Below are 16,659 nucleotides of genomic sequence, written 5' to 3' on the forward strand. Positions count from 1 at the left end.
TTTAGCAGTGCGTAACTGATATTTTAAAATGTTGCGCACTGCACCGATACTATTTGAATTACTAAAGATCGGATAAATATTGACGCATAGAGATGTGCGTGTGAAACGGCTACGTACTCGCGTAGCCGTTTTTGCACTGATTGTTTTTATTGGTGTTGTGCTAGATCGCATAACAAAACTCTGGGCTTTGTCGACGCTTAGTGACGGGAAAAACATTGAGCTTGTGCCGCACTTGCTTTCTTTAACTCTTGTACGAAATCCTGGAGCATCATTTGGCTTAGGTTCTTCTTTTACATGGGTTATTAGCGTATTAGCTTGTGCTGCTTGTGGTGCCATGATAGCGGCTATTAAGCACACAAAATCTTTGTATTGGACTATTGCGTTTGCTCTAGCGTTTGCTGGAGCTTTTGGAAACCTCATTGATAGAGCGCAATATGCTCAAGGTTTTTTGAATGGCAAAGTCGTAGATTTTATAAACTACAGTTGGTCTGTTGGCAACGTTGCGGATATTGAGCTTATGTTTGCAGGAATCGCAGTTGTATGCCTTATTTTGATTGGGATTCCTCTTTTAGAGCATGCCGATGAGTGATATTTGCTTTAAAGTTACAAGCCAATTTTCCGGCTGCAGATTTGACGTTTGCTTATCAAAGCTAATGGGAGTTTCGCGTGCAAATGCGATATCTCTTATTGAGCGTAACCAAGCGAAAATCTTAGGTAGAAAATCACAAAAATCCTCCATTTTACAAGATGGAGATACGATTGTTGTCGATCAAAAAGAAAGTGCAGAACGAAAAGAAGAGCGAAATAATAAATCTTCTGTATGTAATATTCCAATCATTTACAACGACGACGATGTTGTTGTAATAGATAAGCCTGTTGGAGTGGCGTCTCACGCAGCAAAAGGATGGAGCGGACCGACAGTTCCAGAATGCCTAGAAGCTGCTGGAATAGATATAAAAACAACGCTGTGCGGCGAATCGCGCAAAGGAATCGTAAGCAGATTAGACGTTGGAACAAGCGGATTAATGATAATTTGCAAAACAGATTTTGCCTATGAAGTAATGAAAAATCAGTTTGCAAAGCATATCGTTAAAAAAACATATCATGCGCTTGTTCAAGGAGATTTAGCGCAAGATAAGGCAACTATTGATGCTCCTATAGGTCGCGCAAAAGTATCTGATTTTCGTTTTACTATTACTTCGGACGGCAAGCCTGCTGTTACGCACTGGGATGTGCTTGAGCGTTTTGGTCAAGCAACGTTAGCAAGTGTTAATTTGGAAACTGGTCGTACGCATCAAATACGCGTTCATTTTTCGTCTATAGGTCATCCTTTGGTTGGGGATTCAATGTATGGAGCGAACCCAGTTTTGGCTCAAAAACTTGGGTTGCAACGTCAATGGTTGCATTCTATGGAACTTACTTTTACGCATCCGCGCACGGGTAAATCAGTGACTGTTAAGTCGCATTATCCTCTTGATTTGCAACACGCGTTAGAAGCTATGCGAGCATTATTAAAGTAACGTTTTTGCGTTTTTTCAGTCAACTTTCGCTTATAGAATATCTTTTATGACTCAGCCGGAAACCAATTTTGTGCATTTACACAATCACACGCATTATTCACTTCTAGATGGTGCGTCAAAAATACCTGATTTAGTAGCGCGCGCTAAAGAATTAGGCATGCCGGCTGTTGCAATTACGGATCATGGCAACATGCACGGCGCGTACGAAATGTGGAGTACGGCTGTAAAAGCTGGAATTAAGCCAATTATTGGCATAGAAGCGTATGTTACTCCGGAAACAGCAAGACAAGACAAAAGTCGCGTGCATTGGGGCACGGAAGATCAGCGTGCAGATGACGTTTCTGGCGGTGGTTTAATTACGCATATGACTTTGTGGGCGGAAAACGATACCGGCTTAACAAATCTTCTTAAAGCTTCGTCTGTTGCAAATCTTGAAGGCCGTGTAATGCGCTACCCGCGTATGGATAAAGACGTGCTTTCAACTTACTCAAAAGGTGTAATTGCGTCTTCAGGATGCCCTTCTGGAATTATTCAAACGCGTCTTCGTTTAGGTCAGTTCAAAGAGGCTTTACGAGCAGCTGGCGAGTTTCAAGATATTTTCGGGCGTGACAATTTCTTTATTGAGCTTATGAATCACGGGCTTTCTATTGAAACGCGCGTAACTAAAGACTTGCTTGAAATTGCAAAAAAACTTAATGCACCTCTTCTTGCAACGAACGATTTGCATTACGTTCATGAAGAAGATCGTGAAGCGCAAGATGCTATGTTATGCATTAATTCTGGTTCTAGGCTTGACGATCCTGACCGTTTTAAGTTTGACGGTTCAGGATACTATTTGAAGTCCGCTGAGCAAATGCGTGAGCTTTTTAAAGAATTTCCAGAAGCTTGCGATAACACGCTTGAGATTGCTCGTCGATGCAATGTTATGTTCGACGACGGTGAAGATGGCGCTTTTATGCCGCAATTTGACTGTCCGGAAGGTTGGGATGAGACTTCGCTATTCCTTAAAAAAGTTGAGGAAGGTTTGGAGCGTCGTTACAATAACAACATCCCAATGGAAGTTTTAAAGCAGGCCGATTACGAGTGCGGTGTGATTTGCCAAATGCAATTCTGTGGATACTTTTTAGTTGTTGCAGATTATATTAATTGGGCTAAAGCGCATGGTGTAATGGTAGGTCCTGGTCGTGGTTCTGCTGCAGGTGCTATGGTTGCGTACGCAATGGGCATCACAGAGCTTGATCCTATGAAGCATGGTCTGATTTTCGAACGCTTCTTAAACCCAGAGCGAGTATCCTTGCCTGATATTGACGTTGATTTTGACCCGGATGGTCGAGCTAAAGTTCTTGAATACGTGGGCGAAAAATACGGTAGAGATAAAGTTGCTCAGTGCGTTATTTACGGAACTATTAAAACGAAGCAAGCTCTTAAAGATTCTGCGCGTATTATGGGCTACGAGTTTTCAGTGGGCGAAAAAATTACGAAAGTTCTTCCTCCTGCTAAAAACGGCAAAGATATGAGCTTGCACGATATTTTCGACGAAAAATCAAAGCGATATGCTGAAGCGCGCGAGTTTCGCGAAATGTACGACACGGATCCAGATACGCATCGTATTACGGAAGAAGCTAAGGGCATTGAAGGTTTGATTCGTCAAACTGGTGTGCACGCTTGTGCAACAATCATGGGTTCGGAGCCAATTACAAACACTTCGCCGCTTTTAGAGCGCACTGACGGTACTATTACTACAACTTTTGAGTATCACACTTGTGAAACGCTCGGTCTTGTAAAAATGGACTTTTTGGGGCTTTCTAACTTAACGGTTATTCGCGATACTTTGCGAAATATTGAAAATAATGGGAAGGATCCGATTGATTATACTAAGATTCCGTTAGACGATAAAGCTACTTATCAACTGCTTTCTAGGGGTGACACTTTAGGCGTTTTTCAGCTTGATTCCGACGGTATGCGTGCGCTTCTACGTACTTTGAAACCGGATAATTTCAACGATATTTCGGCTTTGATTGCACTTTACAGGCCTGGTCCTATGGATATGGATTCGCATACGAATTACGCTAAGCGCAAGAATGGTTTGCAAGATATTATCCCTATTCATCCAGAAGTTGCTGAGCCGTTAAAGGAAGTTTTGGACGAAACTTACGGTTTGATTGTTTACCAGGAGCAGGTGCAGTCTGCAGCGCGTATTTTAGCAGGCTACAGTCTTGGTAAAGCAGATGTGTTACGTCGAGCAATGGGCAAGAAAAAGCCGGAAGTGCTGGCAAAAGAGCAAGTGCCGTTCTTTGAAGGTATGAAAGCTCACGGATATTCTGAAGAAGCTGCACAAGCTGTGTGGGATGTTTTGGTTCCGTTCTCTGGTTACGCGTTTAATAAGGCTCATTCTGCAGCTTATGGCTTGATTTCTTACTGGACTGCATACCTAAAAACGCATTATCCTGTGGAATTTATGGCAGCTTTGCTTCAAAACGAACGTACGAATAAAGACAAAACTGCACTGTACTTGGGCGAGGCAAGGCGCATGGGTATTCAAGTTTTGCAACCTGATGTAAACGAGTCTGTTCTTGAGTATTCTGCAGTTGGAGATGTTGTGCGCTTTGGTTTGGGTGCTATTCGTAACGTTGGAGACAAAGCAGTAAACGATATTATTACTGAGCGCGAAGGTGAGCGCGGACGTTTCGTAAACTTTATGGATTTCGTACAACGTGTTCCTATTAGTGCACTTAATCGGCGTTTAGTAGAATCACTTATTAAAGCTGGAGCTTTTGATTCTATTGATTCAAATCGTCGTGCGCTGTTTCAAATTTGTGATCCTGCAATTGATTCTGTGATTGCGCTTAAGCGTAAGCAGGCAGAGGGTCAGTTTGATTTATTTGCTGATCTTGATTCGTCTTCTGACTCGGATGACGACAACGGTATGGGAGATATGCAAATTACTGTACCGGATGTTGAAGAGTGGGATAAAAAGACAAAGCTTAATTTTGAGCGAGAAATGCTTGGATTGTACGTTTCTGATCATCCACTAAGCGGATTGTCTGCAGTTTTGGCAGATTTACGTGAGATGTCAATCGCTCAACTGATCGACAGAGCGAGAACTATGAGTGACGGTCAGCAAGTAACTATTGCAGGCCTAGTTACAAGCGTAGATAGGCGAGTGTCTCGAAAAGGTAACGCTTGGGCGATTGTCACAGTTGAAGACATGGAAAGTTCAATACAATGCATGTTCTTTGGCAAAGTGTACGAAGCTTCAGCGCAAGAACTTGCAATTGATCAAGTTGTGCGTATTCGTGGACAAGTTGAAGTGCGTGATGAAACTGTTTCAATGCGTGCTACAGAGTTTGAAATACCAACTCTTGAATCAGTGGATGAAAGACCTTTAACAGTTGTTATTCCGCGTAAAGTTCTAGATAAAGGTCATGTTGCGCAATTAAGTGACATTTTGAGCCGACACCCAGGCTGCTGTGAAGTGCGCTTGGCTCTTGTCGATGATACTGGCAAGGCGCAAGTTCTTACGTTTGGGGATCGTTTCCGTGTAAAGCGAGATACTTCTTTGTTTGCTGAAATGAAAATTGTTTTTGGATCTAGTTGTTTGCCTAGTGCGTAGAAAATATGCACTACTAATTTGATAAAATATAAAATTAGGTATGTTTTAAGAAGTTCATTGAAAGGGGAGGAAATAACGAATATGTTAAACAATGGTGACGAACGCAATAATGACGATTCTGTGCGCACTTCTTTTACTGATGCGGAATTAGATAATGCGCTCGCGGGATTTGAACGTGAATTTAAAGAAGAGTCGCAAGAAAATTTAAATAGCGAAAATTTAGAGAATAACCAAAAAAGCGACGATAATCAAGAAAATGATTTTCTTGATCAAGCTATGCGCAATATTGAAGAAGCTAATTTTGAAGAAGACTTGCAAGGTCTGCTTGGAAATAAAGCAAAAGTTGCGTTAATGATTACGTATGTGCAGCCTGCGCAGTTGCTGGCTGCTTTTTGCAAAATGGCTAGTGTTTCAGCACGATGCTTCGATGAAGAGCAAGGTGCTGTTGCGGTATTAAAAAATTTGGACGGCAATGAGCCGGAAGAAGCAGTGCAAAAATTTGTTGATTTCTTCCGTGGAATGGATGTTATGCTCATTACAAATAGAGCTGATAAATTAACTGCAAAAGTTTACGAATATAATTGCGAACCGCAAGAAATAGTTGCGCCTATGGCGTTAGCTGTGTGGTCGCGTGCAGTAGAAGATTTAGCTATTGGCATGGAAACAGTTGAAACTCTTTCAAAACAAAATATAGAGATGTTCAATAGTGACGATTTAAGCGATGCGAACGCGTACGAGCTATTTCAAAAATATGGCAAAAGAAAGTAAAAATAATTAAGCAATTAATTGTCATATTAAATTGAAGAAGTTGTGAGGGAAAGTAGAAATTTCATTACAATTACGTAAATTCATTGCAGATGAGCTCAACATATGAAGCGCAATACGAAATAATACACTACAATTACATGTGAATGTGCATATGTGCGTGACTATGCATACAACCGGATGATACCCAAGGGGCTTATTATGGATCGACAACAAGAGTTTGCTCTACGTACTGTTGAAGAGCGAGACGTGCGTTTTATTCGACTCTGGTTTACGGACGTCTTAGGCACGCTTAAATCCGTTGCTATTGCCCCTGCTGAATTAGAAGCAGCTTTTGAAGAGGGAATAGGGTTCGACGGCTCAGCAATAGAAGGCATGACTCGCGTCCTAGAAGACGATATGATTGTGAAGCCGGATCCGTCAACGTTCCAAATTCTTCCATGGCATGGAGGTCCGGAAGGCACAGCGCGCATGTTCTGCGATGTGCTAACTCCAGACGGAGAGCCTTCGCTGGGAGACCCTCGTCACGTTTTAAAGACTGCGCTCGCAAAAGCGAAAGAAAAAGGATTTACTTTTTACGTGCATCCGGAAATTGAGTTTTACTTGTTTGAAGCCCAAGATGATTGGTCCAAAGCTCCTGTGCCGATTGATGAAGGTGGATATTTTGACCACGTTCCTAGAAGTTCGGCTATGGATTTCCGTCGTAGCGCAGTCAGTATGCTTGAGCAAATGGGTATTTCTGTAGAATACTCGCATCACGAGGGTGGTCCTGGTCAAAACGAAATTGACTTGCGTTATGCAGATGCTCTTACTACCGCGGATAATATTATGACTTTCCGCACTGTAGTTAAGGAAATTTCTCTTGAGCGTGGGATGTATGCAAGCTTTATGCCAAAGCCGCTAACTGATCAGCCTGGCTCGGGTATGCATACGCATTTGAGTTTGTTCGAAGGTGATACGAACGCTTTTTATGAGGCTGGTCAAGAATTTAATATGTCTCTTATTGCGCGTCAATTTGCGGCTGGTATTTTGCATCATGCTTCAGAAATTTGCGCTGTAACTGATCAGTATGTGAACTCTTACAAGCGTTTGTGGGGTGGTGCGGAAGCTCCTAGCTATGTTTGCTGGGGTCATAGCAACCGTTCTGCACTTCTGCGTGTTCCGCAATACAAGCCTGGTAAAGGTAATTCTTGCCGAATGGAATTCCGCGCGCTAGATCCTGTAGCGAATCCGTATCTTGCTTACTCTGTGCTTCTTGCTGCTGGTTTGGATGGTATTGAAAAGCAAATGACTTTGTGCGATCCAACTAGCGACGATGTGTGGGAGCTTACTGATGCTGAGCGTCAAGCAATGGGTATTCAGCCATTGCCAGAATCCTTGGATGAAGCACTAAAGATTATGGAGCGCTCGGACTTCGTTGCAAGCGTATTAGGTGAACACGCTTTTGAGTACTTCTTGCGCAATAAGCATCAAGAGTGGGAAGAGTACCGTCGTCAAGTTACGCCTTTTGAGCTGGAGAAGTATTTGCCGCGTTTGTAGTTGTTTTGCCTGGCGTTTGGCTGGCGGGTTTCTGAAGTGTCTGTGTGATATAGGAATTACTTATCTCGCAGCGCTCCGCTCTTATACCTTATTTGGACTTAGCGGTTGCATAGTTAAGTTTAGTTTTTTAATTACTTTTTCTGCAGAAATAGTATTCGTCAATAAGATTATTACTATCGTTCCGCTTTTATATTGCTCGACAAGCAATTCCTATCTCCCACTCGTAAATCCACTCACCGTTGTTTTGTGATGTGGTAGGTGCGTATGGTGTGGTGTGTGCAGCAGCACGAATGCTAGTGTTCTATAGACAATAAATACTTACCGTTCGCAGAAGCATTACTGCAAAGCTTCATGAACATTTGCTGGAGTTTTTTCTCCGGCGTTTGTAGCTTGTTTTGGGACACTGCTGCAGACGTCGCGCTGCGTTCCAAGCGTTTTTACGATTTTTGCAGCTTACTAAAATGTCGAAAATACCAAATCGTTTGGTGAAATAAACAAAACGCAAGCCAAAACTGTCGAAAATACATAATCGCAAGATGTTTTCGACATTTTCTATTGACTGCAAAAATATTTAACGCGTGTATCGATTCGCTAGCAGCGCGATTGTAAAGTTTCTGTCGGATTTTCGCTCGTAGCCGACCGTTTCTTTACACCGCTGTACAGTTTCTGCCGTTTTCTGGCGCGCAAACGGCTTTTTCTTTACACCGCTGTAAAGTTTCTGCCGTTTTTTCGCGCGTAGGCGACCGTTTCTTTACACCGCTGTAAAGTTTTGGTCGTTTTTTGTTACTGGTGCAGATGGTCGACTGCGTTCGTAACGACCTGCTTGAGCGCTGCATGCGTGTCTTTTGTTTTCTATTGGTGATTTGCTTCAAAAAAATCAAAAATTTTGTAAAAAAGTGGGGATTTTTGGGGAGGAATGGGGTAAAATGGTGAGCAACGTGTAAATGGCATAGTACATGTTGAGTTAAGGAGGTGGAGTATGGCACGTCGTGCTGCTAATAAGCAACCGCGCAATAACGCCAATTCTTCCTCTGCGCATTCCATAAATCAGGCTCAATCAGCTGCTGATCCAAATGTTTCTCAGCAATCGCAGATGCCACTGCAAATGCAAGATTCACAAGTGCCTCAGCAACAATACGTTCAGCCTGTTCAACCTATACAATCTAAGCAGTCAATTCAGGGTTATTATGGTATGCCTCCAACTGTTATGCCAGCAATGCAGCAATATATGCCAGCACCGGTTTTCACCTCCACTCCGTCCGGCGCTGCTGATTCGTCTGCACAAGCTGCAGCTATGCCAGTTGCACCTTTTTATGCTTCTCAATATCAAGAAGCTGTGTCAACTCATCCAGCAACACCTATTTTGTTAGGCACTTATACTCCAAAAATTGACGATAAAGGTCGTGTTGCTCTTCCTGCAAAATTCCGTTCTCAGCTCGGAACTGGTTTTGTTATGGCTCGCGGTCAAGAGCATTGTGTTTACGTGCTGCCTATGGTTGAGTTCCAGCGTATGACAACGCAAATTCAGCGCACATCTATGAGCAACAAGTCAGCTCGCGATTATCTTCGCGTGTTCCTTTCTGGCGCTGTTGATGAAGAGCCAGATAAGCAGGGACGCATTGTTGTGCCGCCAATGTTAAGAGATTACGCCAATTTGGGCGATCAAATTGTTGTTATTGGTGTTGGTACGCGTGCAGAGATTTGGAATAAATCTGCTTGGGAAGAGTATCTTGCCGATCGTGAGCAAGGTTATGCGGATATTGCTGACGATGTACTTCCGGCGGTGATGTGATGACTGATGTTATGAAAGACATTACAGCTATTCACGCACCGGTATTATTGCAAGATTGTGTTGATTTAGTTACTCCTTCTTTGCAACATAAAGGCGCAATAGTAGTAGATTGCACTTTAGGTCTTGCTGGTCATGCAACTGCTTTTCTTAAAGCTGCGCCTTTTGCAACACTTATTGGTATTGATCGTGATGCTGAAGCACTTTCGTTAGCAACGCAAAGAATGCGTAGTGAAGGCCTTGAGAATCGTTTTATTCCTGCACATGCGGCGTTCGATGAGATTGATGAAGTACTACGAGAAAACCGCATTGACGGTATTGATGCTGCTTTTATGGATTTGGGTCTTTCAAGTTTGCAAATTGACGAAACTGATCGCGGTTTTTCTTATTCTCACGATACAGCACTTGACATGCGTATGGATACAACGCAAGCAACTACTGCCGCAACGATTTTAGCTACTTATGATTCTCGAGGATTAACTAGAATTTTCCGCGAGTATGGTGAAGAACGTTTTGCGTCTCTTATTGCTCGTCGTATTGTTGAAGTTCGCGCTACGGAGCCTATTGCTACTTCGGGTCAGTTGGTTAGCTTAGTTGACTCTGTAATTCCGAAAGCTCATCGCGCTACTGGAAATCCAGCAAAACGAGTGTTCCAAGCTTTGCGTATTGAAGTGAACGGTGAATTAGATAAATTGAGCCGTACTCTTCCTAAAATTGCTTTGCATCTTCGTGAGCATGGTCGCTTAGTTGTTGAATCTTATCATTCATTGGAAGATACAGCTGTAAAACGTTTTATGAATCAAGGATTAACCGTCGATGTTCCTGCAAACATGCCTGTTATTCCTGACGATGCTCAGCCGTTCTTTAAAGCTCTTACTCGCGGAGCTATGAAGGCTTCTAAAGAAGAAATTGTTCATAACACTAGATCTTCTTCAGTTCGTTTGCGCGCTGTCGAATTATGCCGACCTATTCCTGAGCGTTGGATTCCAAGGCTTGAAGATGAGGCGGCTGGTCGTAAAGCTATAAAAGGAGGTCGCTGACATGGTATTGAACATGCAAAATCGTGTTTTGCGCTCTTCTGCGTCTTCTGCTTCAGCTCCAGCTGGTCGTACTAAAGATAATTCGACTCGTAAAGAATACGTACATAATTCTGCTCTTTCGGCGTTTAACCCATCTCAACGTAAATCTTCTGCTGTGCTTGAACGATTCCGCAAGGTTATGACATGGAGCAATACGCGCAAAGTACCTCTTGTAAATTGCATGATTATTGTGATTTTTATGGTTGTTACGTTGTTGACTTCGCTTCTTTTGCGTACGCAAATGGCAGAGATTTCCTTCGACCAAACTGCAGTACAGATGCGTATTTCTCGTTTGCATCAGGATGTGGAAGCTCGTCAAGCGAAATTAGATACTTTGGAATCTGAACTTCCTGCAAGAGCGCAACGAATGGGAATGGTTCCGCAACAAGGTTCTATTTCTATTGACTTGAGTGATTATGCAGCAAAACGAAAACATGGTCATTCTGAGAAAACTAAGCACGAAAAACAAACTAATAACTCAAATAAAACTCAAAAACAAGAACAACAAAATCGTCAATATCAACAGAAAGCAAAACAGGAGAAACATTGATGCGCCACTTAATCAAACAACGTTTCGCTTCTCAGCAGATATTTGCGCGTAAGTGCACCGTAATTGCAATTGTTTTTGCGTTAATTGGTGTTAGTGCAATAGTAAAGCTAAGTTTTATACAGATTATTAATGCTCGTTCAACAGCGCAAGCAGCTCAGGCTGAGCGTAGTCGTGTGCGACCAATTCTTGCACGTCGTGGTCGCATACTTGATGCTAATGGTGCTGTGTTGGCTCAAAGTGTTGAGCGATTTAATATTATTGGAGATCCACTTAATGCTCAGGCTTTTGTGCCGACTCCTTGCACAAAACAAACCGAGCATAACTGTCATATGCTTAATGGCAAGCCTGTAGAAGGCACGGGCGCTGTGGCGGTCGCCCGTTTGCTTGCTCCGATTTTGCACATGAGTTCTGTAGAACTTGGTGGAAAGCTGGCTGGCGTTGGTCGTTACGTTTTATTGAAACGTAACGTGACTCCTGCAATGAAACGTGCCATTGACGATTTGAATCTTTCTGGGTGTATTTATGCAGAGAACAGTAGTGAACGAGTATATTCAAGCGGTCCTATTCTTGGATCTGTGATTGGTGCTGTTGCTAATGCCGATGAAGTTAATCGTAAAGATATTAAAGATCGTAAAGGCGAGGTTGGTGTTACAGGTCTTGAATTTACTAAAGATGCAACTTTGAACGGCGTAGATGGATATCAGCGTTATCAAGGTAATAATGCAGGAAATGAGAAAATTCCTGGTACTGTAACTGAATCTAAGCCTGCAATCAACGGAAGCGATGTTAAGCTCACAATCGATAGCGATGTCGATTGGTATGTTAAAAAAGTTTTGCTTGATGGCAAGAAAAAATATCATGCAACTTGGGGTATTGCAGTAGTGCAAGATGTTCGTACTGGCGAAATACTTGCTTTGGAAGATACTGATGAGATTAAAGCTGGAACAACGCAAGCTAAGGTGAATGTTTCTAGAGCTGTAAGCCAAACCTTTGAGCCTGGTTCTATTGGTAAAGCTTTCTCAATGTCTGGAATGTTACAAACTGGTGCGCATAAGCTTACTGATAAATTTGCTGTTCCTAATACTCTCAATAAGAACGGTCAAGCATTCCATGATGCTGTTAGCCACGGTGTTGAGCGTTGGACATTAGCTGGTATTCTTTCAGAATCTTCTAACGTCGGTATGGTTATGGCTGGTGAAAAATATCCGATAGATAAACGCTATGAGTATCTTTATAAATTTGGTCTTGGTCAGTACTCGGGATTGAATTTACAAGGAGAATCTCGCGGCTTGCTTCCTAGCGTTCAAGCTTGGGATGGTCGTAAAAAAGATACCGTTCTGTTTGGTCAGGGTTATGCAGTGAATGCTTTGCAGCTTACTAATGCGATTGCAACTATTGCAAATAAAGGCGTGAGATTGCGTCAGTCAATAGTTAAATCCGTTATAGATCCTAATGGTAGGGTTACAAAGTCTTCTCGCCCTGCAGGAACGCGCGTTTTGGATGAAAATGTTGCTGCACAAATGATGAATGCTTTGGAAAATTCTGGTGAGCATTATCATAGGTTTGCTGGTGTCGATGGTTATCGTGTTGCTGCAAAGAGTGGTACAGCTGAAGTTGCTGGCGCTGATGGTAAACTTAGCTCTACAATCAGCGACTGGTCGGGTGCTATACCAGCAGATAATCCTCGCTTCGTCATAACAGTTGTTTTGCGTGATCCACAAGGTATTTATGGTGGTATGACTGCAGGTCCACTGTTCAAAACTATTGGAGAATTCTTAATGCAAAAGTATGATATTCCAGCTTCTTCTCCACGCACAAATCCTGTTCCTGTGAATTGGTAGTGTACGCATTACAATGTTGTTGTCTATAAAGTAGGGTGTGCAATGAGTGCGGTTGATGAATACTCTAGAATTAGGGTGACGCTAGGTTTTGCTGCAAAAAATTATGGTTTTGAAGTTGTTCCTGCGTTTGCTTCAGAGGTAACTATTACTTCTATTGCTCATGATGTGCGTCATGTACGTCCTGGTGGATTATTTGTGCCAATTGGTCATATTGATCGTCGTCAGCTTGAGGCTGCACGTGATGCTGGGGCATATGCTGCATTAGTTTCACCAGAATTTCGTGGTGAGGCTGCAGATTTAGGTCTACCTTTGCTTGTTTCTTCTGCTAATCCAGTTGCTTTGGGCAAGCTTGCTTGCGATATTAATGCAGATCCTTCTTCATGCGTCGCAATATTTGCGATTGCTGGTGACGATGATGATGAGATCCATGCTAACGTTTTGCGATTAGCTGATTTTTTGCATATGTTAGGCAATCCTGTTGGTGTTATTAGTGATGCTGGATCTACTTCATTACAGCGTGAATTGTCTTTGCAATATCCTTTAAATATTGCCGATGTACAGCATGCTTTATCCGTGTGTGCAGAAGATGGTGCCGCAGCTGTTGTTATTGCACTTAATTCTGCAACTTTAGCTAAGAATGCGTTGCAATCCGTTAATATTGATGTTCTTGGCGTTGAGCAAATTCAGAATGAAAGCAATTCTAGCGCAGGATCTGATTCTCAATCTGATACTGAGTCTAAAGATAGCTCTGATACTAATTCTGAATCTGAACCTAATTCTGAATTTAAAGATGCAGCCTCAAATGTGAAAATTAGCGCAAAGATATCTTCTTCACCGCTTTACCCGGCATATGCAACCGGCATGAGTTTTTATGCGTTGCGTCAACGTTATGGTTTTTCTGGAAGAGAGCACGCTTATTGTGTTACTAGATCGGCTGAGTCTGACGAATTAGCTGAATTAGCGGATCAAATTGGTGGCAATGATGTACAGCGGCATCTTTCATTATCTATTGCAATGGTGTTAGCTGCTGGTGTTCGTCGTGGGACTATTAAAAGTGCGCTGCGAGTTTCGCATGAATTGCACTGAATTGTGCTGAAGCGCTGATTTCATTCGAGTTTTCAAATAAATTAATTGCGTGAGTTTTGTTTAAGAGCTTTTAATTATGTGGCTAATTTGGAGGATGTTATGAGTTGTGTTGAAACTTCGTGTGCTAGCAATGCTAAGAGTTTAGATTATGCTGATATGATGCCTATGAATATAAGCGAAATTGCTAACGCTGTTCATGGGGAAATGCACGAGTTTAATAGTTGTGACACAGATTTAGTTGCAAATTCCGTTTTTAGTGATTCTCGTCAAATCCGTAAAGGTTCTGTGTTCGTAGCTATAGTTGGTGAACATGTTGACGGTCATGATTATGTAAAGAATGCTGAAAAATCTGGAGCTGTTGTAGCTATTGTTGAACATGTTGTCGAAGGCACTAATCTCAATCAAATAGTTGTTAATAATTCTGTAGAAGCGCTGGGTTTGCTAGCTAAACATAATTTGGAACTTCGCCGCAATCTTAACAAACCTTTCACTATTATTGGTATCACTGGTTCCGTTGGCAAAACAACAACGAAAGATATGTTGAAGGCTTTGTTGAGCACGCTAGGCGAAACAGTTGCTCCTGTTGGATCTTTTAATAATAATATTGGTTTGCCTCTTACTGCTTTGCAAGTTGGCAGTAATACTCGATTTTTAATAGCAGAAATGGGTGCTAACCATGTTGGCGAAATTGCCAATTTAACTCATATTGCTCCTCCGGATCTCGCAATAGTGCTTAAAGTTGGTGTTGCTCATTTAGGTGAATTTGGCTCAGTTGAGCGAATTGCGCAAGCAAAAAGTGAGATTGTGCGTGGGCTTTTGCCACATGGCATAGCAGTATTAAATTCCGACGATAAGCGAGTTTCTGCAATGTCTTGTCTTGTAGAGAATAAGCATGTGCGCTGGTTTGGTAGAAATGCTAAAAACGGATTGCTGGAATCAGCTAGTAAAGATGACTACCAACTTTCAGCTAGCAATATAAAGTTAGATTCTTTTGGTAAAGCAGTTTTTACTATCACTGAACGCATTAATTCTTCTGATTTAGTGAATCATATTGAAGTGCATCTTGCTATACAAGGCGAGCATAATGTTATGAATGCGCTTGCAGCAGCAAATGTTGCCAGATATTTGGGAATGACTTTAGATGATATTGCTTCTGTGCTGTCTAAAGTTTCGCATATTAGCCCGCATCGCATGCAATTGAGTACAGTTTCTAAGAATGACGAGAAATTTACACTTATTGATGATTCCTTTAATGCAAATCCTGATTCTATGAAAGCAGGAATCGATGGTTTGTGCGCTTATGAAAATGATTCTTGTAGTGCATCTTCGAAACCTTTCCGTATAGCGGTTCTTGGTTCTATGTTGGAGCTTGGCAGCAACGAAGATGAATTGCACACAAATATTGGAGAATATGTGGCAAATTCGAGTGTCGATGCGGTTGTTGCTGTTGGTTCGAAAACGGACTCTGACTTAGATAAATTAGCTCACTGTATTGCTCAAGGTGCGCGTTCTTCTTGGAATAATAAACTACCTTCTTCTCATGAGGCAGTCTATTTTGTACACAGTGCGGATGAGGCTGATGATATTGTTTGGAAACTTGTGGCCGAGCATCCGAGTAGTGTTGTGTTATTGAAAGGCTCTCATGCTTCAGGCTTGAGCGTGCTTGCTGAACATTGGGCAAATATTTAACTGCTCGATGCTCAATATAAGTGTGAAATTAATAAATCAAGTATTATAGCAAACAGAACAGTAAACGGAGGTTAAGCGGTGATTGCGCTTATTGTAGGAATTGTGGTGTCGCTCGTAGTTACGATTGTTGGCACACCTTTGCTTATTCGTTTAGTGCATCGTTTGCACTACGGTCAGTACATTCGCCAAGATGGACCACAATCTCATTTAGTAAAGCGCGGCACGCCAACTATGGGCGGTGTTGTTATTAATTTTGCTGTAGTAGCAGGTTGGGCTGCTTCTGCTCTTTATAGATATGTTTCTGTTGGTCGCTCGCCTTCATGGTCTGCTGTTTTGGTGCTGTTTGCAATGCTTTCAATGGGTTTGCTTGGCTTTATTGATGATTTTGCTAAGGTTCGTAAAAAGCAGAATCTTGGTCTTTCTGTACATGCGAAGTTTACTGGTCAAATTATTTTTGCAAGTATTTACGCGCTTTTGTCATTGCTATTGCCAACTCAATCTGGTATTGCTAGCGCTCAACCTGGAATGAGTTTTATTGAAAAACCATTTTTTGATTTTTCTATACTCGGTAAAGGTGTAGGAATCGTAGTATTTATTGTTTGGGTTAATTTCCTTATTGCTGCTTGGTCTAACGCTGTAAACTTGACTGACGGACTTGATGGTTTAGCTTCTGGATCTTCTATGATTGCTTTTGCTGGTTACGCTTTGATTGCTTTTTGGGAAAGCTACCATGTGCGTGGAGGCGGTCATTTTGGATTCTCTTACGCTGTTTCTGACCCTCTCGATTTAACTATTATTGCTGTTTGCGCTGCTGTTGCTTGCTTTGGATTCTTGTGGTTTAATTCGAATCCTGCTCAAGTATTTATGGGAGATACTGGTTCGTTGGCTTTAGGCGGATTATTTGCAGCTCTTTCTATTGCAACTCACACAGAGTTTTTGGCTGTGATTTTGGGTGGATTATTTGTAATGGAAGCTGCAAGTGACGTTATTCAAGTTGGATTCTTTAAAGCTACGCATAAGCGCGTGTTCAAAATGGCTCCTATTCATCATCATTTTGAATTGCTCGGCTGGACGGAAACTAAAGTTGTTGTGCGATTCTGGATGATTGAGCTTATGTTTGTGCTTTCTGCACTTATGATGTTCTACGCCGATTGGGCAGGGCATTCTGGCTTGCTTATTTAATTTCAA

12 protein-coding genes are annotated in these 16,659 nt (G+C 42.1%); all 12 read left to right on the forward strand.

Annotated features, from left to right (window positions below; genetic code table 11):
• The first annotated feature begins 94 nt into the window (after positions 1-94).
• The 12 genes from HXT26_RS01300 to mraY all read left to right on the forward strand — a co-directional run bounded on the left by HXT26_RS01300 (position 95) and on the right by mraY (position 16,653).
• A complete protein-coding gene (locus HXT26_RS01300) occupies positions 95-589 on the forward strand; it encodes a signal peptidase II (protein ID WP_422112035.1) in 495 nt (164 codons plus the stop codon).
• Positions 582-1,520: an RluA family pseudouridine synthase gene (locus HXT26_RS01305; RefSeq protein ID WP_422112036.1), complete on the forward strand. Its 939-nt coding sequence runs from the start codon at positions 582-584 to the stop codon at positions 1,518-1,520. Before HXT26_RS01300 ends, HXT26_RS01305 begins: the two co-directional genes overlap by 8 nt.
• Before the next feature lie 46 nt (positions 1,521-1,566).
• Entirely contained in the window at positions 1,567-5,133 is a 3,567-nt protein-coding gene (gene dnaE, locus HXT26_RS01310; RefSeq protein ID WP_004107352.1) for a DNA polymerase III subunit alpha, read from the forward strand.
• Positions 5,134-5,214: 81 nt separating this feature from the next.
• Positions 5,215-5,901 (forward strand): hypothetical protein, encoded by a 687-nt coding sequence (locus tag HXT26_RS01315; RefSeq protein ID WP_415688404.1) that lies wholly within the window; start codon positions 5,215-5,217, stop codon positions 5,899-5,901.
• Positions 5,902-6,099: 198 nt separating this feature from the next.
• Positions 6,100-7,437 (forward strand): type I glutamate--ammonia ligase, encoded by a 1,338-nt coding sequence (gene glnA / locus HXT26_RS01320; RefSeq protein WP_004107357.1) that lies wholly within the window; start codon positions 6,100-6,102, stop codon positions 7,435-7,437.
• A gap of 979 nt (positions 7,438-8,416) precedes the next feature.
• Positions 8,417-9,229, forward strand: a complete 813-nt coding sequence (gene mraZ / locus HXT26_RS01325) for a division/cell wall cluster transcriptional repressor MraZ (protein ID WP_004107368.1) — start codon at positions 8,417-8,419, stop codon at positions 9,227-9,229.
• 11 nt (positions 9,230-9,240) lie between these two features.
• Entirely contained in the window at positions 9,241-10,266 is a 1,026-nt protein-coding gene (gene rsmH / locus HXT26_RS01330) for a 16S rRNA (cytosine(1402)-N(4))-methyltransferase RsmH (protein ID WP_032835539.1), read from the forward strand.
• A 1-nt stretch (position 10,267) separates the two neighbouring features.
• Positions 10,268-10,855: a hypothetical protein gene (locus tag HXT26_RS01335; RefSeq protein WP_415696133.1), complete on the forward strand. Its 588-nt coding sequence runs from the start codon at positions 10,268-10,270 to the stop codon at positions 10,853-10,855.
• Positions 10,855-12,696 (forward strand): peptidoglycan D,D-transpeptidase FtsI family protein, encoded by a 1,842-nt coding sequence (locus HXT26_RS01340; protein WP_004107378.1) that lies wholly within the window; start codon positions 10,855-10,857, stop codon positions 12,694-12,696. The genes HXT26_RS01335 and HXT26_RS01340 overlap by 1 nt, the downstream gene beginning before the upstream one ends.
• A 42-nt stretch (positions 12,697-12,738) precedes the next feature.
• Positions 12,739-13,782 (forward strand): UDP-N-acetylmuramyl peptide synthase, encoded by a 1,044-nt coding sequence (locus tag HXT26_RS01345; RefSeq protein ID WP_101886110.1) that lies wholly within the window; start codon positions 12,739-12,741, stop codon positions 13,780-13,782.
• A gap of 99 nt (positions 13,783-13,881) precedes the next feature.
• On the forward strand, positions 13,882-15,471 hold the full coding sequence (locus HXT26_RS01350) for a UDP-N-acetylmuramoyl-tripeptide--D-alanyl-D-alanine ligase (protein WP_101886109.1): 1,590 nt from the start codon (positions 13,882-13,884) through the stop codon (positions 15,469-15,471).
• A gap of 78 nt (positions 15,472-15,549) precedes the next feature.
• Positions 15,550-16,653 carry a phospho-N-acetylmuramoyl-pentapeptide-transferase gene (gene mraY / locus HXT26_RS01355; protein ID WP_004107386.1) on the forward strand — a complete coding sequence of 368 codons (1,104 nt, stop codon included), beginning with the start codon at positions 15,550-15,552 and terminating at the stop codon, positions 16,651-16,653.
• Positions 16,654-16,659 lie beyond the last annotated feature (6 nt).

The sequence above is a fragment of the Gardnerella sp. DNF00497B genome, assembly GCF_049262725.1.
In the GTDB taxonomy this organism is placed as follows: domain Bacteria; phylum Actinomycetota; class Actinomycetes; order Actinomycetales; family Bifidobacteriaceae; genus Bifidobacterium; species Bifidobacterium leopoldii.